The sequence below is a fragment of the Bradyrhizobium sp. McL0615 genome, assembly GCF_049993905.1.
Taxonomy (GTDB): Bacteria; Pseudomonadota; Alphaproteobacteria; order Rhizobiales; family Xanthobacteraceae; genus Bradyrhizobium.
In genome coordinates this window covers 77,784-100,453 of the sequence record NZ_CP188254.1, presented here as the reverse complement: position 1 = coordinate 100,453, position 22,670 = coordinate 77,784, and the positions used below count along the sequence as shown (strand labels likewise).

The 22,670-nt window shown below is 63.8% G+C and carries 21 protein-coding genes and 1 pseudogene; 11 read left to right on the top strand and 11 right to left on the bottom strand.

The window, feature by feature from the left end; all coding sequences use genetic code 11:
* Positions 1 to 69: 69 nt before the first annotated feature.
* The 4 genes from dut to ubiE are packed head-to-tail and all read right to left on the bottom strand — an operon-like array spanning position 70 to position 4,328.
* The gene (gene dut, locus ACPPVP_RS00425) at positions 70 to 528 is read right to left on the bottom strand and encodes a dUTP diphosphatase (protein ID WP_426530249.1); all 459 of its coding nucleotides are present in this window, start codon (positions 526 to 528) and stop codon (positions 70 to 72) included.
* Positions 525 to 1,940 carry a bifunctional phosphopantothenoylcysteine decarboxylase/phosphopantothenate--cysteine ligase CoaBC gene (gene coaBC, locus ACPPVP_RS00420; protein WP_426530247.1) on the bottom strand — a complete coding sequence of 472 codons (1,416 nt, stop codon included), beginning with the start codon at positions 1,938 to 1,940 and terminating at the stop codon, positions 525 to 527. Before coaBC ends, dut begins: the two co-directional genes overlap by 4 nt.
* Before the next feature lie 55 nt (positions 1,941 to 1,995).
* Entirely contained in the window at positions 1,996 to 3,570 is a 1,575-nt protein-coding gene (gene ubiB / locus ACPPVP_RS00415; protein ID WP_426538368.1) for a 2-polyprenylphenol 6-hydroxylase, read from the bottom strand.
* Entirely contained in the window at positions 3,567 to 4,328 is a 762-nt protein-coding gene (gene ubiE / locus ACPPVP_RS00410; RefSeq protein ID WP_426530245.1) for a bifunctional demethylmenaquinone methyltransferase/2-methoxy-6-polyprenyl-1,4-benzoquinol methylase UbiE, read from the bottom strand. The genes ubiB and ubiE overlap by 4 nt, the downstream gene beginning before the upstream one ends.
* Before the next feature lie 80 nt (positions 4,329 to 4,408).
* Here ubiE and mutM point away from each other — a divergent pair, with 80 nt between their 5' ends.
* Both mutM and ACPPVP_RS00400 read left to right on the top strand, forming a co-directional pair.
* A complete protein-coding gene (gene mutM / locus ACPPVP_RS00405; protein ID WP_426530243.1) occupies positions 4,409 to 5,290 on the top strand; it encodes a bifunctional DNA-formamidopyrimidine glycosylase/DNA-(apurinic or apyrimidinic site) lyase in 882 nt (293 codons plus the stop codon).
* A complete protein-coding gene (locus ACPPVP_RS00400) occupies positions 5,278 to 5,844 on the top strand; it encodes a GNAT family N-acetyltransferase (RefSeq protein WP_426530241.1) in 567 nt (188 codons plus the stop codon). The genes mutM and ACPPVP_RS00400 overlap by 13 nt, the downstream gene beginning before the upstream one ends.
* 82 nt (positions 5,845 to 5,926) lie before the next feature.
* Here ACPPVP_RS00400 and ACPPVP_RS00395 read toward each other — a convergent pair whose 3' ends face one another.
* Positions 5,927 to 6,697 (bottom strand): AAA family ATPase, encoded by a 771-nt coding sequence (locus tag ACPPVP_RS00395; RefSeq protein WP_426530239.1) that lies wholly within the window; start codon positions 6,695 to 6,697, stop codon positions 5,927 to 5,929.
* 251 nt (positions 6,698 to 6,948) lie between these two features.
* Here ACPPVP_RS00395 and ggt point away from each other — a divergent pair, with 251 nt between their 5' ends.
* A complete protein-coding gene (ggt, locus tag ACPPVP_RS00390) occupies positions 6,949 to 8,628 on the top strand; it encodes a gamma-glutamyltransferase (protein WP_426530237.1) in 1,680 nt (559 codons plus the stop codon).
* Positions 8,629 to 8,803: 175 nt separating this feature from the next.
* Here ggt and ACPPVP_RS00385 read toward each other — a convergent pair whose 3' ends face one another.
* The gene (locus ACPPVP_RS00385; protein WP_426530235.1) at positions 8,804 to 10,177 is read right to left on the bottom strand and encodes a serine protease; all 1,374 of its coding nucleotides are present in this window, start codon (positions 10,175 to 10,177) and stop codon (positions 8,804 to 8,806) included.
* Between the two features lie 280 nt (positions 10,178 to 10,457).
* Here ACPPVP_RS00385 and ACPPVP_RS00380 point away from each other — a divergent pair, with 280 nt between their 5' ends.
* Positions 10,458 to 11,261, top strand: coding sequence for a HesA/MoeB/ThiF family protein (locus tag ACPPVP_RS00380; protein WP_426530233.1), 804 nt, complete (start codon positions 10,458 to 10,460; stop codon positions 11,259 to 11,261).
* A 10-nt stretch (positions 11,262 to 11,271) separates the two neighbouring features.
* Here ACPPVP_RS00380 and ACPPVP_RS00375 read toward each other — a convergent pair whose 3' ends face one another.
* Positions 11,272 to 11,949 (bottom strand): TetR/AcrR family transcriptional regulator, encoded by a 678-nt coding sequence (locus ACPPVP_RS00375; RefSeq protein ID WP_426530231.1) that lies wholly within the window; start codon positions 11,947 to 11,949, stop codon positions 11,272 to 11,274.
* 22 nt (positions 11,950 to 11,971) lie between these two features.
* Here ACPPVP_RS00375 and ACPPVP_RS00370 point away from each other — a divergent pair, with 22 nt between their 5' ends.
* Entirely contained in the window at positions 11,972 to 13,066 is a 1,095-nt protein-coding gene (locus ACPPVP_RS00370; protein ID WP_426530229.1) for a hypothetical protein, read from the top strand.
* Between the two features lie 119 nt (positions 13,067 to 13,185).
* On the opposite strand, the gene ACPPVP_RS00365 is transcribed toward ACPPVP_RS00370, so the two are convergent.
* Positions 13,186 to 14,193 (bottom strand): aldo/keto reductase, encoded by a 1,008-nt coding sequence (locus ACPPVP_RS00365; RefSeq protein WP_426530227.1) that lies wholly within the window; start codon positions 14,191 to 14,193, stop codon positions 13,186 to 13,188.
* A gap of 120 nt (positions 14,194 to 14,313) precedes the next feature.
* Here ACPPVP_RS00365 and ACPPVP_RS00360 point away from each other — a divergent pair, with 120 nt between their 5' ends.
* Positions 14,314 to 15,228: a LysR family transcriptional regulator gene (locus ACPPVP_RS00360; protein WP_426530225.1), complete on the top strand. Its 915-nt coding sequence runs from the start codon at positions 14,314 to 14,316 to the stop codon at positions 15,226 to 15,228.
* Between the two features lie 88 nt (positions 15,229 to 15,316).
* Here ACPPVP_RS00360 and ACPPVP_RS00355 read toward each other — a convergent pair whose 3' ends face one another.
* Complete coding sequence (locus ACPPVP_RS00355; protein ID WP_426530223.1) at positions 15,317 to 15,988, bottom strand: uridine kinase; 672 nt, start codon at positions 15,986 to 15,988, stop codon at positions 15,317 to 15,319.
* Between the two features lie 13 nt (positions 15,989 to 16,001).
* Complete coding sequence (locus ACPPVP_RS00350) at positions 16,002 to 17,003, bottom strand: 2-hydroxyacid dehydrogenase (RefSeq protein WP_426530221.1); 1,002 nt, start codon at positions 17,001 to 17,003, stop codon at positions 16,002 to 16,004.
* A gap of 347 nt (positions 17,004 to 17,350) precedes the next feature.
* Here ACPPVP_RS00350 and ACPPVP_RS00345 point away from each other — a divergent pair, with 347 nt between their 5' ends.
* Positions 17,351 to 17,878, top strand: a complete 528-nt coding sequence (locus ACPPVP_RS00345; protein WP_426530219.1) for an SH3 domain-containing protein — start codon at positions 17,351 to 17,353, stop codon at positions 17,876 to 17,878.
* A 139-nt stretch (positions 17,879 to 18,017) separates the two neighbouring features.
* On the opposite strand, the gene irrA is transcribed toward ACPPVP_RS00345, so the two are convergent.
* Positions 18,018 to 18,509 carry an iron response transcriptional regulator IrrA gene (gene irrA / locus ACPPVP_RS00340; protein WP_426530217.1) on the bottom strand — a complete coding sequence of 164 codons (492 nt, stop codon included), beginning with the start codon at positions 18,507 to 18,509 and terminating at the stop codon, positions 18,018 to 18,020.
* A 335-nt stretch (positions 18,510 to 18,844) separates the two neighbouring features.
* Between irrA and fabA the strand changes: the two genes are divergently transcribed.
* The 4 genes and pseudogenes from fabA to adhP all read left to right on the top strand — a co-directional run bounded on the left by fabA (position 18,845) and on the right by adhP (position 22,659).
* Positions 18,845 to 19,366, top strand: a complete 522-nt coding sequence (fabA, locus tag ACPPVP_RS00335) for a 3-hydroxyacyl-[acyl-carrier-protein] dehydratase FabA (protein WP_426530215.1) — start codon at positions 18,845 to 18,847, stop codon at positions 19,364 to 19,366.
* Between the two features lie 63 nt (positions 19,367 to 19,429).
* Positions 19,430 to 20,653 (top strand): beta-ketoacyl-ACP synthase I, encoded by a 1,224-nt coding sequence (fabB, locus tag ACPPVP_RS00330; RefSeq protein ID WP_426530213.1) that lies wholly within the window; start codon positions 19,430 to 19,432, stop codon positions 20,651 to 20,653.
* 584 nt (positions 20,654 to 21,237) lie between these two features.
* Positions 21,238 to 21,513: pseudogene (locus ACPPVP_RS00325) on the top strand (succinyl-CoA--3-ketoacid-CoA transferase); the annotation flags it as partial.
* Positions 21,514 to 21,636: 123 nt separating this feature from the next.
* On the top strand, positions 21,637 to 22,659 hold the full coding sequence (gene adhP / locus ACPPVP_RS00320; RefSeq protein WP_426530211.1) for an alcohol dehydrogenase AdhP: 1,023 nt from the start codon (positions 21,637 to 21,639) through the stop codon (positions 22,657 to 22,659).
* Positions 22,660 to 22,670 lie beyond the last annotated feature (11 nt).

The following is a 22,670-nucleotide window of genomic DNA, read 5'->3' as shown; positions in this document are numbered from 1 at the left end:
CGTGAACGCTGAATTGGCTGTGAAAAAAGCGGCGGAAGGATGAGTCGAACCGCTCAAATTTGAAACGATTCAGCGGCCGGTCGAGCCGAAACCACCACTTCCGCGATCGGTTGTCGAGAGCGATACCACTGGAACCAGCTGCGCCTGCACGACTGGTGCGATCACCATCTGCGCGATGCGCTCGCCGCGGCGAATTGGAAACGGCGTGTCGCCATGGTTGATCAGCAGCACGTTGATCTCGCCGCGGTAATCCGCATCCACCGTGCCCGGCGAATTCAAGACGGTAACCCCATGCTTGGCGGCAAGCCCGGAACGCGGCCGCACCTGCGCCTCATAGCCCGACGGCAGCGCGATGGTCAGCGCAGTCGGCACCATCGCGTATTTGCCCGGAGGCAGGATCAGCGGCGTGTCGGCGGGAACTGCGGCCAGCAGATCGAGCCCTGCGGCATCCACGCTCTGATAGGCCGGCAGCGCGAGACCTTCGCCGTGCGGCAATTGGCGGATATCGACCTTCACTGTCGCGCTCACGAATTCTTCTCCACGGTTTTTGCAATCTTCGCCACCAGTTCGGCTGCCACCTGTTCCTTGGTCATCACAGGCCAGGAATCAACCTGGATCTCGTTGGCGCCGTCGCGCGTCAACAGGTGAACCGTGTTGCGGTCGCCGCCCATCACGCCGGTTGCGGGCGACACGTCGTTGGCGACGATCCAGTCGCATCCCTTGCGCGCGATCTTGGCCTTGGCGTTGTCGATCAGATGCTCGGTCTCGGCGGCAAACCCGATCACCAGCGGCGGACGCTTGTCCTGCAGCTTCGAGATCGTCGCGAGAATGTCGGGGTTTTCGACCAGCGCGAGCGGCGGCATCCCGGCGGAGGTCTTTTTCAACTTCTGCTCGCCCTCATTGGCAACGCGCCAGTCGGCCACCGCGGCGGCGAAGATCGCGATATCGGCCGGCAACGCAGCTTGCACCCGATGCAGCATGTCGCGCGCCGATTCCACACGGATCACCGTGACGCCCGCGGGGTCGCGCAGTTCGACCGGGCCGGAGACCAGCGTGACATCGGCGCCCGCGGCCTGCGCCGCGGCGGCGATGGCAAAACCCTGCTTGCCGGAGGAACGGTTGGCGATATAGCGCACAGGGTCGATCGCCTCATGCGTCGGTCCCGCCGTGATCAGCACGCGCTTGCCCGCGAGCGGACGCGGTCGCGGCGGGCGGAGAATGTCGACGGCGGCGGCGGCGATTTCGATCGCCTCCGACATCCGCCCAACGCCGGCCTCGTTGGATTCGGCCATTTCGCCGGCGTTGGGGCCGATCATGTGGACGCCGTCGCGCCGAAGCTGCATCACGTTGCGTCGCGTGGCGGGATTGTTCCACATCAGGGGGTTCATCGCGGGCGCCAGCAGGATCGGCCGGTCTGCCGCCAGCAGAATTGCGCTGGCAAGATCGTCGGCGTGGCCCTGCGCCATCTTCGCCATCAGGTCGGCGGTTGCCGGCGCCACCACGATCAGATCGCATTCGCGGGCGAGGCGGATATGACCGGCGTCGAATTCGCTGCCGGGGTCGAACAGATCGGTGTAGACGCGCTGATGCGACAATGCGCTGGCGGAAAGCGGCGTGACGAATTGCTGCGCGGCCTTGGTCAGCACGCAGCGGACGTCGATGTGCCGCTCCTTCAGCCGCCGGATCAGTTCCAGCGATTTGAAGGCGGCGATGCCGCCGCCGATGATCAGGGTGACGCTCCGTTCGCCCGCGGCGCCGACCGGTTGCGGGGCCGGTGCAGAGGCTGGGGAGGCGCTTCCCGGTAATTCGGGGCGCCCCTGGATGAGCTCTCCGAGGATGACCCGGACTTCCTCTTCGACGGAGCGGCCATTCCCGGCCGACCGGAGACGCAGATAGGCTTTGACGGCTTCGTCGAGTTTTCGGATGGTCAGGCTGGCCATGGCGGCCTCCGGCAAAATATGAAATCAATGCTATCAAATTATGATAGCATTGCAATCACAACTGGCGGATGGCGACCAGAATCCCGATAAAGGTGACCGCGATGATCCAGAGCGCCACCGTCCGCCAGCGGCTCTTGCGGCCCTCGGCCCGGCCCATGGCCGCGATGGTCTCCGGCGACAGCGTCAGGCCCTCCCGGGTCATTCTCTCCATGTTCTCGAGCACCGCAACCGCCCGCGAGGCGATGGCCGGCAGGCCCGCCATCACGCGGCCGAGTTCGCCTGCGCCGGACATCGCGCCCTGAATCCGCCCGACCGGCCCGAGGTTGCGCTCGATCCATTCGCGCACCACGGGATCGGCGACCTTCCAGATATCGAGTTTCGGGTCGAACCCGCGCGCGACCCCCTCGACGACCACCATGGTCTTTTGCAGCAGGATCAGTTCGGGCCGGGTCTGCATGTCGAACAGGCCGGTGACCTCGAGCAGCAGCGTGAGCAGCTTCGCCATCGAGATTTCTTCGGCGGTGCGGTTATGAATCGGCTCGCCGATGGCGCGGATGGCTTGCGCGAAATTCTCCACCGAGTGATGGCCCGGCACATAACCGGCCTCGAAATGCACTTCCGCAACGCGGCGATAATCGCGCGTGATGAAGCCCAGCAGAATTTCCGCAAGGAAGCGCCGTTCCTTCAGCCCGAGCCGGCCCATGATGCCGAAATCCACCGCCACCAGCCGGCCGGCATCGTCGAGAAACAGATTGCCGGGATGCATGTCGGCATGGAAGAAGCCGTCGCGCAGCGCGTGGCGCAGAAAACTCTGGATCACCTTGCGGCCGAGATTGGGGAGGTCGACCTGCGACTGTGCGAGTCGGGCGTGGTCGTTGAGCGCAATGCCGTCGATCCACTCCATGGTCAGCACGTTATGGGTGGTGCGGTCCCAGTCGACGGTCGGCACGCGGAAATCCGGATCGTCGCTTGTGTTCTCCGCCATCTCGGACAGCGCGGCCGCCTCGAGCCGCAGGTCCATCTCCATCGCGACCGAGCGCGACATCGTGTTGATGACTTCGATCAGCCGCAGCCGCCGCGCTTCGGCCGAATGCGCTTCCGCATTGTGCGCGACGAAGAAGAAATCGCCGAGGTCACGGCGAAAACGCGCGGCGACATTGGGCCGCAGCACTTTCACCGCGACCGATTTGCGTACGCCGTCCCGTTCGGTCTCGCCGCGATGCACCTGCGCGATCGACGCGGCGGCCACCGGCGGGCCGAGGCTGGCAAACGCCTGCGCCACAGGGCGTTCCAGCGAAGCGGCGATCACGGCCTCGGCTTCGGCTTGCGAAAACGGCGGCAGCCGGTCCTGCAGGGCTTCCAGATCGCGCGCCATCGCGACGCCGACCACGTCGGGCCGCGTCGCCAGAAATTGCCCGAGCTTGAGATAAGCGGGACCGAGCCGCGTCAGCGCCCGCGACAAACGTGGTCCGGATTTGGCGCCGGGCCGTTCGATCAGCCGCGCCAGCCGCAGCGCGATCTGTCCGGGCGGCGGCACCAGACTCGGATCGACGACGCCGAACACGCCCTCGCGCGCGAATACGTAAGCGGCGCGGACGAGCCGCGCGATGTGGGTCGCCGCAGAAATCACAAACGCCAGCCCGAATGCAACGCCACGATGCCGCCGGAGAGGCTTTCCCACTTCACCCGCGAAAAGCCGGCGTCGCGGATCATCTCGGCAAATACATTGGGTCGGGGGAATTTCCGGATCGATTCGACGAGATATTGATAGGATTCCGCATCGCCCGTCACGGCGCGGCCGAGCGGCGGGATCACCTTGAACGAGAAGAAGTCGTAGAGCGCATCCAGTCCGGGCACATCGACGGTGGAGAATTCCAGGCACAGAAACCGGCTGCCGGGGCGCAGCACGCGATAGGCCTCGCGCAGCGCGGCATCGATCCGCGGCACGTTGCGAATGCCGAACGCGATGGTGTAGGCGTCGAAAGAGCGATCGCCGAACGCCAGTGCCTCGGCATTGCCCTCGACGAAGGAAACCTGCTGGTCGAGATGGCGCGTCACGGCCCGGTTGCGGCCGACGTCGAGCATATCGGAGTTGATGTCGCAGACGGTGGCGCGGAAGCCTGCGCCTGCCGCCTCGGCCGCACGGAATGCGATGTCGCCGGTGCCGCCGGCGACGTCGAGCAGGGCAAAGGGCGCATCGCTTTTCGGCGGGTTGAGCGCATTGATCATGATGTCCTTCCAGACCCGGTGCAGGCCTCCCGACATCAGATCGTTCATCAGGTCGTAACGGGACGCCACGCTGTGAAAGACGTCGTTCACCAGCGTCTGCTTGTCCCCCAGGGGCACATCCCTGAAGCCGAAATGGGTGGTTTGGTCCGGCCGATCCATAAGCTTACTCCACTACCCCAGACCATAGCGCGCCGGGCGCAATGGCGCTATCACGTCACCTCCATAAGGTGAATGCCTGCATGCCCGAATTGCCTGAAGTTGAGACCGTCCGCCGCGGCCTGCAGCCCGCCATGGAGGGGTCGAAAATCCTCAAAGCGGAAGCCCGGCGCAAGGATTTGCGGTTTCCCTTTCAAAAAGACTTTATCGCGCGGCTGGAGGGCCAGACCGTGACCGGTCTCGGCCGCCGCGCCAAATACCTGATGGCGGATCTCGGCTCCGGCGACGTGCTGTTGATGCATCTGGGCATGTCCGGCTCGTTTCGGGTGCTGGAGGACGGCGGCAACGGCACGCCCGGCCAATTCCACCATCCGCGCAGCGAGGACCGCGCGCACGATCACGTGGTGTTCCACATGTCATCGGGTGCCGCGATCGTGTTCAACGATCCGCGCCGCTTCGGTTACATGAAGATCATCGCCCGCAACGCGCTGGAGGATGAACCGCTGTTGAAAGGCCTCGGCCCGGAACCGCTCGGCAATGAATTCGACGCCGCGATGCTGGCGCGCTCGTGCCAAAGCAAGAAGACCAGCCTGAAGGCCGCGTTGCTCGACCAGCGCGTTGTGGCCGGGCTCGGCAATATCTATGTCTGCGAGGCGCTGTTTCGCTCGCAGCTGTCGCCGCGGCGGCTGGCGGCGACGCTGGCAACGAAGAAGGCGGAGCCGACCGATCATGCCGGTCGGCTGGTGAATGCGATTCATTCGGTGCTCAATCAGGCGATCAAGGCCGGCGGCTCCTCGATCAGCGATCATCGGCTGACCTCGGGCGAGCTCGGTTATTTCCAGCACTCCTTTCAGGTCTATGACCGCGAGGGTGAAAAATGCCAAACTAAGGGCTGTAGCGGCATCGTTCGGCGCTTCGTTCAGAACGGCCGCTCGACCTTCTGGTGTCCGAAATGTCAGAAATAACCATCACCCCGACGTTGCAGACCGAGCGACTGATCCTGCGGCCGCTCGTGCTCTCGGATGCGCCGGCGATCCAGCGCCATTTCAACAACTGGAACATCATCCAGCATCTCGCACAGGTCGTTCCCTGGCCATATCCGGAGAACGGCGCGGAGACTTTCATCGCGCGGGAACTGGAAAGGGTCGCGGCGGGGCAGGTGATCTACAACTGGATGCTGGTGCTGCGCGGCGGTGACGGCGAGGCGATCGGCAATATTCGCCTGCGCCCGTGGGCGGACGATCCGAAGGGCAACCGTGGATTTTGGCTGGCGGAGCGCTACTGGAATCAGGGCCTGATGACCGAAGCCGTCACGGCGGTGAACGATTTCGCTTTCCGCGTGCTGGGCGTCGACGTCCTGAATGTCTGCAACGCCGTTGCCAACGAAGCGTCGCGCCGCGTCAAGCAAAAGACCGGCGCCGAATTCGTCGGCTTCATCGAGATCCCCCATCACAACGGTCAGAGCCGCGCCGAAAAATGGCGCGTCACGCGGAAGAGCTGGCTGCGGCGGGAGTTGTAGCAGAGCGGGGCAATCCGGCGGCGCTGGTGGCCGGATTGTTTCTCCATTCGTCTCGCGCACTTACCCTGCGCGAAGCGCGATATCAGACCCGGGCGGGAGTTCTCAGGAACAGCGCGCTGTCGTTGTCGAACGAAGGGCGTGCCGCCCATTTCGGAATGATCGCGGGTATTTCAATGAAATCCTCGACGGCCGGTTCGTCGGTCGCCGTCGCCACATTGCCCAGCCGCGTTTCGACCCATTGCCAGAGAGCGCGTATTTCCTCCGCGGACTTGCCCTCCGGCGCATGTTCGCAGACCGCAAGGCCGGCGCTCAGCGCGTCCTGGTAGTCGTTGCGCATGACGACAAAGGGCTGGGCCACGATCTCGGCGGCTTCGAGCGCCGCCTCGGCGCCCAGCGCGTGTTCGGCGCCGGCAAGGCGTGCCGCAGCCCGGATCGGGGTCTGGTTCAGGACGTAGGCGAACGGCTTGTGCCAGGCCCTGACGACGCGGAGCGTCGCGGCGGTCGCCTCGATGTCGGCGATGCTCGGTCGCGTCGGAATCAGGCAGAAGTCGGAATAACGAATGGCCGAATTGGTCGCGGCGGTTTCGCCGCCGGCGGTATCCACGATCGTCACCGTAACGCCGGTGTGCGCGAGCGATTGCAGGCGCTGCTCGACCTCCCGGGCGGCGTAGATCGGCTCGACGATCGGCGAGGCATAGGGACGGCGGCGCTTCCAGTTCGATACGGTGCCCTGGGGGTCGGTCTCGATCAGGCGGACATTGTGGCCGGCCCGGATGGCGGCAAGTGCAAGGCTGATGGAAAGCGTGCTTTTTCCCGAACCGCCCTTCTGGGTGGTCAATACAATCGTCTGCATTTCTAGTCCTCTGGAGGGGCTTTTGGCGGTGTTTGGGTTACGCCTTACAAACAAGCCCGCATTCTGCGGCGGGGAGCCGAAGCTCACCCCAAACGTACCCAGCCCGACCCAAAGGAAAGATCGCGGACGTCCGAATCAGTCACCTTGCAATCATGCAGGATTGTGGAATTCTGGCTATCCCGGGCGAACACGGCCGTGCTCGAATTTCGCCGGCTGATGCCTGAAAGCGACAACAAGAAACGGAAAACAACATGACGGGCAATTGGCGGGATCGCTCAACCACCGGTTTTGTCTGTCAAAAGCGGCCGGCGACCGGCAGCCGCGGCATGGTGGTCAGCAATCATCCGCTGGCATCGAGCGCCGGCGCGGAAATGCTGGCGGCCGGCGGCAACGCCATCGATGCGGCGATTGCGACGCTGTTTGCGCTGACCGTGGTCGAGCCGATGATGGTCGGCATCATCGGCGGCGGCATGGCCCATATCCGGCTGGCCGACGGCAGCCATCGCTTTATCGACGGCCAAAGCACGGTGCCATTGGCGGTCCGGCCCGATACCTACACATCGAAACCCGGCTCGGCGCATGACGTGTTCGATACGACAGGCGATGAAAACCTCAACGGTCCGAAAGCCGTCGCCGTGCCGGGCTCGCTGAAGGCCTGGTGCGAAACGCTGCAGCGGTTCGGCACCATGTCGCTCGCTGACGTCATGCAGCCCGCGATCAAGCACGCCTCGCGCGGTTATGCGGCAACGCCCTATCTGCATGAATGTATTTCCGACTCCGCCGAGGAGATGCTGAAGGACAAGGAGATTTCGGCGATCTATCTGCCCAGCGGGACGCCGCTCAGGGTTGGCGAGCGCGTGGTGCAGTCGGAATATGCGGAAACCCTGACCTACATCTCCCAGCGTGGCGCGGCGGCGCTGTATCACGGCCCGCTCGGCGATATCCTCGTCGACTACATGAAGAAGAAGGGCGGCTTCATCACCCGCGAGGATCTCACGGGGTACAAGACAGTCGAACGCCAGCCGATCCGCGCCGATTATCGCGGCTGGCAAATTCTGGGGCCGCCGCCGCCCGCGGCTTCCGGCGTGCACATCGCGCAGATGCTCAACATTCTCGAAGGCTATGATATCGCGAAGCTCGGCTTCGGCTCCGCCGCCACGATCCATTACCTCGCGGAAGTGCTCAAGATCGCCTTTGCCGACCGCGCCGCGGCCAGCGGCGATCCCGATTTCATCAATGTGCCGGTCGAGCGGCTGACCTCGAAGGCCTATGCCGATGAACGTCGCCGCGCGATCGATCCGAACCGTGCACAGGCATGGAGCGCAGGCGTGGCGCAGCTCGAAAGCGCGCACACCACGCACATGACGGCGGCGGATGCGTTCGGCAACGTGGTCGCGACCACCCAGACCATCAACAATCTGTTCGGCGCGAAGATTCTGATTCCCGGTCTCGGCGCCATCCCGAACAATTACATGAACCTCTACGATCCCCGTCCCGGCCATGCGTTGTCGCTGGCGCCGGGCAAGCGGGTCACCACCTCGATGTCGCCTGTCATGGCGCTGCGCGACGGCAAGCTCGTCTATGCGCTGGGCTTGCCGGGCGGAAAGAAGATCTTTCCGAGCGCGATGCAGGCGCTGGTCAATTTGATCGACCACGGCATGAGCCTGCAGGAGGCGGTCGAAGCGCCGCGGGTATGGACCGAAGGCAACGCGCTCGAAGTCGAGCTGGCGGTGCCCGATGCTGTCCGCGCCAAACTCACGTCGATGGGGCACAAGGTGCAGGCGGTGCCGACGGTCGCCGGCGGCATGAATGCCATCCAGTTTCACGACGACGGCACGATGTCGGGTGCGGCCTGCTGGCGCGCGGACGGCACGCCGATCGGCATCGCCGGCGGGTTGGCGCGCGCCGGCGTGAGGTTCGGGCTGGCGTAAGTCGGTGTGCTTCCTCGCCCCGCGCTTGCGGGGTCGAGACGAGCGAAGCTCGCTCTTAGAGGGTTGGGGTGAGGGGCTCTCTCCGCGAGTTCTGAACGACGTGAGACCAGTACCCCCTCACCCGGATTGCTTCGCAATCCGACCTCTCCCCGCAAGCGGGGCGAGGTTAGGGACCCTACTTCCTTACGCAGATCACGCGAACGACTGACGCCTTCGCGTCGGTCGATCCACCGGCCACATTCACGCCATTGGCCTTCAGAAAGTCGCGCACCGTGTCTGATGTCACCAGTACCGCCTGCGCCGCCGATACGCCGTTCGCGGGCCCTGCTACCTGAACCGGCTTCAATAGGGCGACGCCGGCAAACCTGCCGTCGCCATCCTGTGCGGGTGCGCCGGAAAAGCCGAGCGCGGGCGCGGGCGTCAGCGCGATGTCGCTGCCGCCGCCAAGCTGGGCCACCGAAGCCTTGATGCCGCTCGCCGCGGCGCCGCCGCCCTGGTTCTGCGGATCGGCAATGCCGGTGAGATCGAGCGCCGTCTTCGTGGCGGCGTTGGCGAGATTGAGCGCTTTGAGCCCGCGCGCGCCATAGATGCGCAGCAGTGCGAGATCGTGCTCCTTGTCCTCGGCGACGCGATCGGCATTGCCGAAGCCCGCGATCGCAACCGTCAGGCAGCCGTCGGTGATCTGGCGGTCGGCGATGATTGCGCCGTCGTCACCGACGACGATGCCGGTGCCGTATTCCACGGTCTTGCGCGGCGGAGGTCCCGCCGTTTGCACGGCCGCCGGAAATGCATTGAACGCGCTCGACATCGCGATCACGACCGGTTCCACGGTATTCTCGGTCGCCTGATCGTAGAGAATGGTGAGGATGCGGACCTCGTCGCCCTTGAAGGTGCCGCGCAGATAAAACTTCTTCAGGCCCTGCAGGCCGGACAGCACGAAGAAATCCGGCTTGACCACGGTGTAGTCGATGTTGCGCCCCGGCTCCTTCTTCTCGCGCTCGGCGAGTTTTGCCGTCACGGGGCCGGCCTCCTTGCGCCGCGCCAGTTGAACCTGGATCGTGCCGGTGGGCGAGGTCCACTTGGTGCCGTTGGCGTCGCTGGCCTGCTGCGGCACCAGTTTGGCCGGAATCCCCAGCCGCACGCCGGTGCCGGGATCGGTGACGATCTTCCAGCCGACGCTTTCCTGTTTTTTCTTCGCCGTGTCCGCAAGGATGCCGCGCTCCTGCGGATTGAGCACGCCGGTCGGCTTGCCGCCGCGACTTTTCTGGAATTCCTTGATCGCATTGACCATGCGCTCGCTGAGGTCGCCCGTGATGGCGCCGTTATATTGGCCGACCCAGGCAAGATCCGACTGCAGCGCCAGCCGCTCGCCCTGCCCCATCGCATTCGCCGTCTCTTCCGGCTTCTGCAGCGCGGGACGGATCGGTATCGTGGTGACCGGTTTCGGCTTGGCGCCCACCGTGGAGGGCGGTGTCAGCTGCGCCCGCGCATCCGAGGCCGCAAAAACCGAGGCCGCCATCATCAATGTTGCCGAAAGCACCGATCTCATGACAAATCCAGGAGAATGCCGGAGTGGAATAGGGGAGCGTCATTGACGTCACGCCAATTAAGCACATCTGCTTAGTCGGCACCAACCGCGCCCCGGTTCAGGGATTTCGTTCCTCATCCTGAGGAGCGGCGCAAGCCGCGTCTCGAAGGATGGCCGTGGGCGAGATCGGGGCCTCATGGTTCTCTCGGCGATGCGTAGCATCGTCCGGTAGACGCGCGTTCCGCGCTCCTCACCATGAGGGTTTGACAGGTGACCCGCGGAGAGAGGAAGCAAAGCGACCATGCTGACGGCCGACGAACTCGAACGTTACGCCCGCCATATCGTGCTGCGCGAAGTCGGCGGCCCGGGGCAAACCGCGCTGAAGGAGGCGTCCGTGCTGGTGATCGGCGCCGGCGGCCTTGGTGCACCGGTCCTGATGTATCTGGCGGCCGCCGGTGTCGGCACGCTCGGCGCGGTCGATGACGACATCGTCTCGCTGTCGAATTTGCAGCGCCAGATCATCCACACCACGCCCGACATCGGAAGGCGCAAGGTCGACAGCGCGGCCGAAGTGATTCACGCGCTCAATCCGCATGTTCATTTCGAGGCGCATGCGGTGCGTCTCGATGCAAAGAACGTAATGTCGCTGATCGGCGGCTACGATCTCGTGCTCGACGGCTCCGACAATTTCGAAACCCGCTATCTGGTTTCCGATGCCTGTTTCTTTGCCGGCAAGCCGCTGATCACGGCGGCGTTGGGGATGTTCGACGGATCGCTGACCACGATCCGAGCGCACGAGCGCGGCGCGGATGGCGCGTTCAATCCGACCTATCGCTGCCTGTTTCCCGAACCACCGCCGCCCGGCACCGTGCCAGCCTGTGCCGAGGCCGGCGTGATGGGCGCGCTGGCGGGCATGCTGGGATCGATGATGGCGCTGGAGGCGATCCGCGAAATCGTCGGCTTCGGTGAGAGCCTGGTCGGGCGGCTGGTGATGGTGGACGCGCGCGCCATGCGCTTCGAAACCTTGCGCTACGCGCGCGACCCGGCCAACCCGCTTAACGGCGATGCGCCTACGATCACTGATCTCAGCGGCTACGCTGCCTGAGCCTCAATCTTCAGGCTCGGCGCGGGCCCGACGGAGCATAGGCACGCATCAGGCGCGTCACGGCTCGCCTGGCGTGGCGATCGATCTCCTCGCGGCCAGGGGCGGGGATCGTACCCAGCAGTGCGCGCGTGAAGAGTTCGCCCTGCAACAGCCCAATGAAGCTGTGTCCGAATTCGGCGCGATCGTCGATCTCGATCAGTCCCTGCTTCAACAGCCGCGCCACGATCGCGCGAACGCGCTCCATGCCGTGATCCCTGGTGAAGGCACTGTAGGTGCGGCCGACCGGAGATAGCCGGTTGCCTTCCGCGACCGCGATTCGGAACAGCGCCAGCTTCTTCGGCTGCAGCATCAGGGCGAGCAGCTGCGCGGCAAGACGATGCAGCGCGGTCAAGGGATCGAGCGTCTCGTCCGCGGCAATGGCATCCAGCGCATCGGTGCCCTGTCGGGTCGACCACGCCATCAGCGCTTCGAACAGCGCCTCCTTGCTGGGGTAACGCGCATACAGCGTTGCCTTGGACGCGCGCGCCCGGCTCGCGACATCGAGCATCCGCGCGCCGTGAAAGCCCTTTTCGGTGAAGACGTCGAAGGCGGCCTGCAGGATCTCCTCCTCGCGCGCGGAATCTTCCTGCGGAGGCTGCGCAGCCGGATCCGAACGCTTCGTCCTTGCCCGTCTTGACTGAGTACCCATCGGTACTATATAGCAGGTACCCATGGGTACTCAAAACGATTGCATGCAATCATGCGGGGCGAAGGAATGGAGCGCCGGGGAGGCGGGCATCGTTCTGCCCCCCGGCCTGCCGCAGCCCTTCCTGCTGCGGTTTCGGCGCGAAGACCTGCACATCATGGCGTTCTTCAGCGGCCATCCCGATTATGAGGCGGTGGAGGCCATGATCCGTTATCGCGGCGACGGCACGCCTTCGATCCGGGCGATCCTGACCCGTCACGACCAGCGCCAGATCGATCACGTCAATGACGATGATCTGTCGGCCGAAGGTCACGGCGTTACCCGTCAGACCTGCCGCCGCGACATCGCGCTTGCCGTTGAAACCTTGCCGGGAAGGCGGCACGCGCGGCTGGAATTTGACTCGCATGCGGGCGAGCCTGTGGTGCTCGACATCACGACCGTCGGCGAGCCGGATGCCAGGCGCGGTGGCATCTCCGATCCCGGCAACCACTCGCCCAACACCAGCCTGCCGCTGATGCGGCGCCGGGCCAGCGCGCTCGCAGGGCCGCAGACCGCGGTATTCCTCGCCGGCAGGCGTTTCGAGGTTCCCGTCAAGATCAGCTCCGGGCCTTTCGTGGCGCTTGAAGGTTATTTTACGGAAGGGCACATTTTCGGCGCCGTACGCGCCGGAAAGATCAGCTGTCGCTTGAAGACCGAGCCCTCCCGAATGGCGGCCGGGGAGCAATGGACTCTGGAGAGCAATGGCCGGGATATCATCTATCGCATCGAGAACAGCAGTCCGGATGGAAAGCTGCGCATCGCAAGAACGGATACGCCCGGCGAATCAATTGAAGCTTTCGCGACTGGCGACGGTTTGCGGGTCACCCGGATCGGCTACCTTGCGGATGGCAGGCTTCAGGGCGGGCTCGATCTCGCATTCGATGAAGCCGGGCATTTCAGCCTCGCGATGGAAGGCGAGACGATCGTATCGGGATCGGCAGCGGTGAAGCGGCAGGCCGGGACGGCCGTCATCACCCTCTCTCCAACGCAGCCGGAGTGGGCCGCGGCGAGAGAGGTCCGCGTTACCTGCTCCCGGGACGGCGATCTCGTGACCGCGGTGACGACCATCGGCCGCGGCTAACCCGCTCAACCGTGACGCCCTCGGGCCGTCGTCGATGTGAGCGGGCCTCGCCGAGTCGGGATGCCCTGAGATCAGGATGCCTTGAACTCAGGAAGCCTTGAACTCAGGAAGCCTTGAACTCAGGAAGCCTTGGCCGGCCTCTCGCTATCCATGTGCGCTAGCTGCGCCTCGGGATAGCGCGCCCCTGCGGCGGCGCCGGGCGGAAAAGTTTTGGCCAGCGCCGCGAGCTGCGCATCCGTCAATTTCACATCGAGCGCGCCGAGCGCCTCGGAAAGGCGGTCGCGGCGGCGTGCGCCGACCAGCGGCACGACGTCGTTACCCTGCGCTGCGACCCAGGCGATGGCGACCTGCGCCGGCGATGCACCAACCTCGGCTGCAATGGCGCGCAGGGAATCTACCAGCGTCAGATTGGCGTCGAGATTGGCGCCCTGGAAACGCGGGCTCATCTGACGAAAATCCTGCACCGCGGCGCGTTCCTTCGACCAGTGTCCGCTGATCAGCCCGCGCGCCAATACGCCGTAGGCGGTGATGCTGATCCCGAGCTCGCGGCAGGTCTTGAGAATGTCGCTCTCGATCCCGCGCGCAACCAGCGAGTATTCGATCTGCAGGTCGACGATCGGGTGCACCGCGTGCGCCCTTCGAATGGTGTCGGAGCCGACCTCGGAAAGTCCGATATGCTTGATCCAGCCGGCCTTCACCATGTCGGCCATCGCGCCAACGCTCTCCTCGATCGGCACATCGGGATCGAGCCGCGCCGGCCGATAGATGTCGATGTGATCGACACCGAGCCGCTGCAGCGAATAGGCGACGAAATTCCTGATTGCCGCTGGGCGGCTGTCATAGCCGAGAAAACCCTTGTTGGGATCGCGCAGCGCGCCGAACTTGACGCTGATCTGCAGATTGTCGCGATTGCGCCCGGCGAGCGCCTCGCGGATCAGCATCTCATTGTGGCCCATGCCGTAGAAATCGCCGGTGTCGAGCAGCGTGATGCCGGCATCGAGCGCGGCGTGGATGGTGGCGATGCTCTCGCTGCGGTCCGCAGGGCCGTAAAAATCCGACATGCCCATGCAGCCGAGGCCGATGGTGGAGACGGTTGGGCCCGTAGTGCCGAGTTTGCGTTTTTCCATGATGGTTCTCCTCGTAATCGGCGGCGGATATTCGCGCCGTGGTGACGAGCCTGATATGCGCTCTTTCGGGTGAAGCGATAAGCTGGACAATTGTAAATGCTTTGTTCAGTATATCGAACAATGAAGAATTTCGACCTCCGCGACCTCGATGCGTTCGTCGCCGTGGCGCGCACCCGGAATTTCCGCCGCGCCGCGGTCGAGCAGGGCGTGTCCGTTTCGAGCCTCAGCCAGCGCCTGCGCGACATGGAGGAGCGGCTCGGCGTCCGCCTGATGAACCGCACCACGCGCAGTGTAGCCCTTACCGAGGCCGGCGAATTGCTGCTGGCCCGTGTCGGCCCCGCGATGTCGGATGTCGGAGCGGCCCTCGATCAGGTGCGCGGTCTGCGGGCCGTGCCGTCGGGCCGTCTGCGCATCAATGCGCCGCCGCCGGCGATCGATCTGGTGCTGGCGCCGATGGTTGCGCCGTTTCTTGCAGCGCATCCCACGATCGATCTGGAAATCGTCGGCGAAAGCGCGTTCGTCGATATCGTGGCCGGAGGTTTTGATGCCGGCGTGCGCTATGGCGAGCATCTGGCGCAGGACATGATCGCGGTCTCGCTCGGCGCGCCGCAGCGTTACGCGGTGGTGGCCTCGCGCGAATACGTCGCGCAGCATGGACGGCCGCAACATCCGAAAGACCTGCTGGAGCATTCCTGCATCCGTACCCGTTTCGGCAGCGGCGCGATGCTGGACTGGGAATTCGAGAAAGCAGGCCGCGTCGTAAAAGTCTCGCCGCCGGCTAAGCTCGTCGCGACCTATCTCGGCCTGGCGTTGCGCGCCGTCCATGACGGAACCGGCTTCTGGCTGACGTTCGAGGGTTACGTTCGCTACGGCATCAAGTCGGGCGCATTGGTCAGTGTGCTGGACGACTGGTGCGCGCCGTTCCCGGGACCATTTTTGTATTACCCGAGCCGCCGCCAGCCGCCGCCGGCGCTCGCGGCATTCGTGGCCTTTGTTGCGGAATGGCGGAAGCGGGAGCGCCGAAGGAGCAAGTAGTATCCCGTAGCCCGGATGAGCGAAGCGACATCCGGGGCGGTCTATCCAGCGGATACAGTTTTCCCGGATTTCGCTGCGCTCATCCAGGCTACGGCTTCACCCATTTCAAAATTCTCGGCACTTCCAGATCATTGTAGTCGATCACGATATCGGCCTGCCGCTCGGGGACGCATTCGGCGAGGTATCGCGCCTGGCCGCCGACATAGCGCTGATGCGGCGGCAAGTTGGGGTCGATGGCGTCGAAGCTTTGGCCGCGCGCCGCGCCGCGCGGCAGCGAGACGTCGAAATCGACTTTCAAGAATATCGAAAGATCCCAGCTGGACCGCAATTCGGGACGATGCAGGAAGATGCCGTCGACGATGAGCGCAGCCGTCGGCCCGGCCTGTTGCGGATACAGATCGAACCGCCTGTCATTGTCGAGGTCGAACTGCTTCGCGACGTATTGGCCGGAGCCTCCAGGGCTCAAGGGCTCGAGCAACAGCCGACGAAACGAAGCGTAATCGTAGGAGTCGAGATAGAAGCCATCGGGCGAATACCTGCCGCGCGCGTAGCGAAGGTTTTTCGGATTGTGAAAATCATCCACCGAGGCGCGGATCGCCGGCCGGCCTTTCGCCGCAACCAACGGCGCCAGCGCATCCGCCAGTGTCGTCTTGCCGGCACCATCGACGCCGTCGATGGCAATGCGAATTCGTCGATCGGGATCAAAGCCGGCAATGGCACCGGCGAGGCGGGCGAGCAGCGATGCGTGCGCTTCGCTCACGCCGCTTCCCGCGTCACAGCATGCTGGGCAGCACGCGGTCCGGCGGCTTGTGGTTGTCGAGGAAGGTCCGGATATTGATGATCACCTTCTCGCCCATCTCGACGCGGCCTTCGATGGTCGCCGAGCCCATATGCGGCAGCAGCGCCACCTTGCCGGCCTTGGCCAGCCGTACCAGTTTCGGATTTACCGCGGGCTCGTGCTCGTAGACGTCGAGGGCGGCGCCGCCAATGTCGCCGGCTTCGATCAGCTTGACCAAGGTGTCCTCGTCGATCACCTCGCCGCGCGCAGTGTTGACGACATAGGCGTCCTTGCGGATCAGCTTCAGCCGTCGCGCCGAGAGCAGGTGAAAGGTCGCGGGCGTATGCGGACAGTTCACCGAGATGATGTCCATCCGCGCCAGCATCTGGTCGAGGCTTTCCCAATAGGTCGCGCCGAGTTCTTCGGCGATGACAGGCGCCACCGGGCGGCGGTTGTGATAGTGGATCTGGAGGCCGAAGGCGCGCGCGCGGCGGGCCACAGCCTGGCCGATGCGGCCCATGCCGATGATACCGAGGCGTTTTCCCCCAATGCGATGGCCGAGCATCCAGGTCGGCGACCAGCCCGGCCAGCCCTTGCCCTCGGTGAGGATCGACGCGCCCTCGATCAGTCGGCGCGGCACCGCCAGAATCAGCGCCATGGTCATGTCGGCGGTGTCTTCGGTCAAAACTTTCGGCGTGTTGGTCACCGTGATGCCGCGCGCATGCGCTGCCGTGACGTCGATATTGTCGACGCCGTTGCCGAAATTGGCGATCATGCGCAGCTTGCAGTCGGGATGCCCCAGCATCTCCTCGTTGATCATGTCGGTGACGGTCGGCACCAGCACGTCGGCGGTGCGAACCGCGTCCGCGATCTGTTCCGGCGTCATCGGCGTGTCGTCGAGATTGAGCCTCGCGTCGAACAGCTCGCGCATCCGGGTCTCGATCGAGTCCGGCAGCTTGCGGGTGACGACGACGAGAGGTTTTTTCTTAACCGACATATCCTGCTCTCATGAGGCAATGGCTCGCCAGAGCTTGCCGTTCAGACCTCATTAACCCGGTTGTTCGACACTGCTGACGCCACGCGGACCCGGTGTCCCGCTGTTTCCTCAGGTAAGTCCTTGGGTTCCCAAATACTTGCCACGGATTCTCAGCGGAAAATTCGGGCATTCTTGTTCTCAACGTTCCGTCCTCTCTATCAGAAGGCCGGGCCAAGACAAGAACCCCCCGGAAGTCGAACATCCGGGGTGGGCCAAGCGGGGCACAGGGGTTTGGGGTTTTCGGGCGTTAGCGAGCGGTTTCAACTCGAAGAATTTGAGTTGAGGCTATCTCGGCGGGAGACGAGTTAATGGCGTTGGGGCGTTTCTGTTCGGTGGCGGGGCTGGCGGGGTGCGGTCTTTTGGCATCGGTCAGCACAGGTTTTTCGGCCAAGGATTCGGCCACCACCGCTAGCGGCCTGCCGGTGCCGCGATATGTCAGCCTCAAATCCGACCATGTGAACGTCCGGGGTGGTCCGACCAAGGATAACGACGTCGCCTGGATCTATACCCGTTCGGGCCTACCGGTCGAAATCACCGCCGAGTTCGAGAACTGGCGCCGTGTGCGCGATTCCGAGGGCTCCGAGGGCTGGGTCTATCATTCGCTGCTGTCCGGCCGCCGCACGGCGGTCGTCACCATGAAAACCAAGGGCGAGTTGGCGTCGCTCTATGATCGTCCCGATCCAACCAGCGCGATTGCGGCCCGCCTGCAGGTTGGCGTCGTCACTCAGGTCAAGAAATGCGCCAATGGCTGGTGCCGCGTGATCGGCAACGGCTTTGACGGCTGGATCGAGCAGCAGCGCCTGTGGGGCGTTTACGCGGATGAGAAGGTGGAGTGACGCCGAGTCATTCCTAGTGGTCTTCCCCGCGAACGCGGGGACCCATACGCCGCAGCCTCTCCGCGAGGCACGCGGACCGATGCCTTCCTAAACAACGAGCATTGGTGGCTATGGGTCCCTGCTTTCGCAGGGACGACAGCTAGCGCTTCTTGCGCAGGCGCACGACCATGTCGACGCGGGCGATTTCGTAGCCTTCCGGCACGTCGGGCATCTTCGACAACACCAGATGCGGATCGGGAATGTCGACCAGCTCGTGGTTGTTCTCAAGATAGAAGTGGTGATGCGCGGTGACGTTCGTGTCGAAATAGGTCTTGGTGCCGTCGACCGAGACCTGGCGCAACAGACCCGCATCGGTGAGCTGGTTGAGCGTGTTGTAGACGGTCGCCAGCGACACCGGAACCTTGGCCAGCGTGGCTTCCTCGTACAGCATTTCCGCCGTCAGATGGCGGGCGCCCTTGCCGAACAGCAACCAGCCCAGCGCCATGCGCTGGCGGGTCGGTCTGAGACCTGCGGCCTGCAGCATCTCGTTGACGTCGTGCCAGGGACAGCCGGTCAACGCCGGCTGATGTCCGGCTGCCCGGGCAGCCGCATCGACTCCGTCGTCGTTCGCATTGGAGGCTTGGTCGTTCATGTCCACTTCGGGCACCACGCTCTAACTCTGGCAATATTGTTGCCCAATATAAAAGGAAATCAGATAGATGCAAGTTTTTCGCAACTAGAACCCGCCCAAGTTTAGAAAGGTACTAAGCTGGTAAACGCGGTGTTTTAGCCCATTCCGGTGCTTTGCCGGGCCCCAGTGCCTATGTTACAGAGCGCGCGGACCACATATGCGATTTCGGCAGAGGGTAATGCCGATCGCACCCTAAGTAGCGCCAATTTGCGGGAAACAAGTACTCCCGTAGGGAAACGGGTCCGGTTCGCTCAGAAAGCGCTCCATCGGGACATCTAAGGTAGAGGCGGGACACGATGCTGGATCGGCGCAGCGGATATGAATTCGAGGATTTGCTGGCCTGCGGCCGCGGCGAGATGTTCGGCCCGGGCAATGCGCAATTGCCGCTGCCGCCGATGCTGATGTTCGACCGCATCACAGATATCTCCGAAAAAGGCGGGGAGTTCGGCAAAGGTCTGATTCGAGCCGAACTCGATGTGAAGCCGGACCTGTGGTTTTTCGGCTGCCACTTCAAGAACGATCCGGTCATGCCGGGCTGCCTCGGTCTCGACGCGATGTGGCAGATGGTCGGGTTCTACCTCGGCTGGGTCGGCGGCGAGGGACGCGGCCGGGCGCTCGGGCTGGGTGAACTGAAGTTCTCCGGGCAGGTGCTGCCGAATGCCCGCAAGGTTGTGTACAACATCGACATGAAACGGGTGATGCGTTCAAAGCTCGTGCTTGGCGTTGCCGACGGCTGGCTTTCCATGGATGGCGAGATTATCTATCGCGCCAAGGACCTGAAAGTCGGGCTGTTCAAGCAAGGCACCGAGCCTGCCTGAGCGGCGCGATCAGACGATCAAAATATCTTCACGGACGAACGGAAACGGTAGGGCGAGGCGATCATGAAGCGGGTTGTCATCACGGGGATGGGTATTGTCTCGTCCATCGGAAACAACACCCAGGAAGTGCTTGCGAGCCTTCACGAGGCGAAATCCGGGATCACGCGCGCCGATAAATACGCCGAAATGGGCTTCCGCTCGCAGGTGCAGGGCGCGCCGACGCTCAATCCGGCCGACGTCATCGACCGCCGTGCGATGCGCTTCCTCGGCGAGGGCGCGGCGTGGAATCACGTCGCGATGGAGCAGGCGATCCAGGACTCCGGATTGTCGCCCGAGGAAGTGTCCAACGTCCGCACCGGTATCATCATGGGCTCGGGCGGGCCGTCCGCGCGCACCATCGTGGAAGCGGCCGACATCACCCGGAGCAAGGGCCCCAAGCGGGTCGGGCCGTTTGCAGTGCCGAAGGCGATGTCGTCGACGGCATCAGCCACGCTCGCGACCTGGTTCAAGATCAAGGGTGTGAACTACTCGATCTCGTCGGCCTGCGCGACCTCAAACCATTGTATCGGCAACGCCTATGAGACGATCCAGATCGGCAAGCAGGACGTGATTTTCGCCGGCGGCTGCGAGGAGCTCGACTGGTCGCTGTCGGTGCTGTTTGACGCCATGGGCGCGATGTCATCGAAATACAACGACACCCCCGCCACCGCCTCGCGCCCCTATGACATCACCCGCGACGGCTTTGTCATCGCCGGCGGCGCCGGCGTGGTGGTGCTGGAAGAGCTGGAACACGCCAAGGCGCGGGGCGCGCGCATCTATGCCGAGGTGGTCGGCTATGGCGCGACATCGGATGGTTACGACATGGTCGCGCCGTCGGGCGAAGGCGCCGAGCGCTGCATGCGCATGGCGATGTCGACCGTGAAGACCCCGATCGATTACATCAACCCGCACGCCACCTCGACGCCGGCCGGCGATCCGCCGGAAATCGAGGCAATTCGAAAGGTGTTCGGCACCGGTGACAAGTGCCCGCCGATCTCGGCGACCAAGGCGCTGACCGGCCACTCGCTCGGCGCTACCGGCGTGCAGGAAGCGATCTATTCGCTGCTGATGATGAACAACGGCTTCGTCTGCGAGAGTGCCAATATCACCGAACTCGATCCGGTGTTTGCCGACATGCCGATCGTCCGCAAGCGGATCGACAACGCCAAGCTCGGCACCGTGCTGTCGAACTCGTTCGGCTTCGGCGGCACCAACGCCACGCTGGTGTTCAAGCGGATGGATGCATGATCTCGCTTCTATCGCTTCTCGCTTGCGGTTTGGGCTTCAAACAATAGCTGCAAACGTGTCAGCAAATGTTGAGATAATTTCCAGCGCGTGGACACCGACATTGAAGCGGCTCCGCGTTGTCCCGAGTAGCCACTAGGCAGGCGGCGCATTCTCGGGAGCACGTGATGCCGCTCAAGTCCCCTCGCTATTAAAGGGACAGGCAAAATGCGGCTCCCTCGAGACCGCAGCCAAAAGGGCCCCCGCTTTTGATCTAGATCAAAGCACATAGGAGACTGGGTGCCAGCTTTCCGTCGGAGGAAGCCTCCGCCTGCGGACCAGAGTGCCTGCCATGAAAGGCCATTTCCGCCGAGGAAGCCGTTGCGGTGATCCCTACAGGCGCCAGCGCCATGGTCGGGGGGGCATGGGTGTCGATACGCCGGAGAGCCTACTCGACGACGTCGTCCGCGAGGCAAAGACAGGCCTCACCTCCATTTGCTGCTGCGCCATCGGGTTGAGACCGATATGGCTGGCCGTCAGGCCCAAAGCCAGGTTCGCGTCGAACAGCTTGCCGACGCCTCTGCCGGGTGCGGCTGCGTTGTTGCAGCGCGATGGACCTTGTCAGAGCCAGTGGCGCCGAGCGTGTCATCGTCGCGATGCAGCACGCTGCAAAGGGAAAATCAAAGATCGTCCCCAGATGCACCTTGCCGCTGACCTCGGCGCGGCCGGTCGATCTCGCGGTGACAGATATGGCCGTGATCAGCTTCGCGGATGGCAAGGCAACTTTGCTGGAGATCGCCCTTGGCATCAGTGTCGCCAAAGTACTGGCGGTGACCGAAGCCGAGCTCGTCATTCCCGACACGGTTTCGGAATTGAGGATCTGAAGCGAGATGGCTGGAAGCCGTCGCTGCGATGCGGTGAGCCCGACCGGATGACGTCAAGACGACGAGAAGCATGAGACATCTCATCAATTCCGTTTTCAAACGCCTGGAATAAGGGAGGACGAAATGGCGAAGACGATGAAAGCGGCGATGGTCCGTAAGTTCGGGGAGCCGCTGTCGATCGAGGAGGTGCAGGTCCCGGAGGTTGGACGCGGCCAGATCCTCGTGAAGATCGAGGCGTGCGGTGTCTGTCATACCGACCTGCATGCCGCAGACGGAGACTGGCCGGTCAAGCCTACCCCTCCCTTCATTCCCGGTCATGAAGGCGTTGGGACGGTCTCCGCCGTAGGTGGAGGCGTAACCGCGGTGAAGGAAGGCGACCGCGTCGGCATACCCTGGCTGCATACGGCGTGCGGTCATTGCAGGCATTGCCTCGCCGCCTGGGAAACCCTGTGCGATTCACAACAGAACACCGGCTATTCCGTCAATGGTGGCTTTGCGGAGTACTCCCTCGCCGATCCGAACTATGTGGGCCACCTGCCGGACGGCCTCGACTTCGAACCGGCGGCCCCGATCCTCTGCGCCGGCGTGACCGTCTACAAGGGGCTGAAGGAGACCGAGGCCAAGCCCGGCGACACCGTCGTCATTTCCGGCATCGGAGGACTTGGTCACGTCGCCGTCCAGTACGCGAAGGCCATGGGTCTCAGGGTAATTGCCGTCGACATCTCGGACGAGAAGCTGTCGCTGGCACGCAAGATGGGCGCTGACGCTGCGGTCAATGCCAAGACGGGCGATGCGGTGGCCGAAGTGAACAAACTGTCTGGTGGTGCGCAAGGCGTGCTCGTAACCGCCGTCTCCCCCAAAGCGTTCAGCCAGGCTCTCGGAATGCTCGGCAAGGGCGGCACGATGGCCCTCATTGGCCTGCCACCGGGTTCTTTCGAACTGGACATCTTCAACACGGTTCTGATGCGCAAGACCATTCGAGGATCGATCGTGGGGACGCGCCTCGATCTCGCCGAGTGCCTGCAGTTCGCCGGGCAAGGCAAGGTCAAGGTCCACTACACGACCGAGCGGCTTGAAGACATCAACAGCATCTTCGGCCGCATGCGCGATAACAAGATTGACGGTCGCGTGGTCATGAAACTCTAGAAACGACAGGG

What these genes read in the sequence shown, in the direction of transcription:
- coaBC (WP_426530247.1), bottom strand. Translation starts at nt 1,940, where the DNA reads ATGGCCAGCCTGACCATCCGAAAACTCGACGAAGCCGTCAAAGCCTAT.
- ubiE (WP_426530245.1), bottom strand. Translation starts at nt 4,328, where the DNA reads ATGGATCGGCCGGACCAAACCACCCATTTCGGCTTCAGGGATGTGCCC.
- mutM (WP_426530243.1), top strand. Translation starts at nt 4,409, where the DNA reads ATGCCCGAATTGCCTGAAGTTGAGACCGTCCGCCGCGGCCTGCAGCCC.
- ACPPVP_RS00400 (WP_426530241.1), top strand. Translation starts at nt 5,278, where the DNA reads ATGTCAGAAATAACCATCACCCCGACGTTGCAGACCGAGCGACTGATC.
- ACPPVP_RS00395 (WP_426530239.1), bottom strand. Translation starts at nt 6,697, where the DNA reads ATGCAGACGATTGTATTGACCACCCAGAAGGGCGGTTCGGGAAAAAGC.
- ggt (WP_426530237.1), top strand. Translation starts at nt 6,949, where the DNA reads ATGACGGGCAATTGGCGGGATCGCTCAACCACCGGTTTTGTCTGTCAA.
- ACPPVP_RS00385 (WP_426530235.1), bottom strand. Translation starts at nt 10,177, where the DNA reads ATGAGATCGGTGCTTTCGGCAACATTGATGATGGCGGCCTCGGTTTTT.
- ACPPVP_RS00380 (WP_426530233.1), top strand. Translation starts at nt 10,458, where the DNA reads ATGCTGACGGCCGACGAACTCGAACGTTACGCCCGCCATATCGTGCTG.
- ACPPVP_RS00375 (WP_426530231.1), bottom strand. Translation starts at nt 11,949, where the DNA reads ATGGGTACTCAGTCAAGACGGGCAAGGACGAAGCGTTCGGATCCGGCT.
- ACPPVP_RS00370 (WP_426530229.1), top strand. Translation starts at nt 11,972, where the DNA reads ATGGGTACTCAAAACGATTGCATGCAATCATGCGGGGCGAAGGAATGG.
- ACPPVP_RS00365 (WP_426530227.1), bottom strand. Translation starts at nt 14,193, where the DNA reads ATGGAAAAACGCAAACTCGGCACTACGGGCCCAACCGTCTCCACCATC.
- ACPPVP_RS00360 (WP_426530225.1), top strand. Translation starts at nt 14,314, where the DNA reads ATGAAGAATTTCGACCTCCGCGACCTCGATGCGTTCGTCGCCGTGGCG.
- ACPPVP_RS00350 (WP_426530221.1), bottom strand. Translation starts at nt 17,003, where the DNA reads ATGTCGGTTAAGAAAAAACCTCTCGTCGTCGTCACCCGCAAGCTGCCG.
- ACPPVP_RS00345 (WP_426530219.1), top strand. Translation starts at nt 17,351, where the DNA reads ATGGCGTTGGGGCGTTTCTGTTCGGTGGCGGGGCTGGCGGGGTGCGGT.
- irrA (WP_426530217.1), bottom strand. Translation starts at nt 18,509, where the DNA reads ATGAACGACCAAGCCTCCAATGCGAACGACGACGGAGTCGATGCGGCT.
- fabA (WP_426530215.1), top strand. Translation starts at nt 18,845, where the DNA reads ATGCTGGATCGGCGCAGCGGATATGAATTCGAGGATTTGCTGGCCTGC.
- fabB (WP_426530213.1), top strand. Translation starts at nt 19,430, where the DNA reads ATGAAGCGGGTTGTCATCACGGGGATGGGTATTGTCTCGTCCATCGGA.
- adhP (WP_426530211.1), top strand. Translation starts at nt 21,637, where the DNA reads ATGGCGAAGACGATGAAAGCGGCGATGGTCCGTAAGTTCGGGGAGCCG.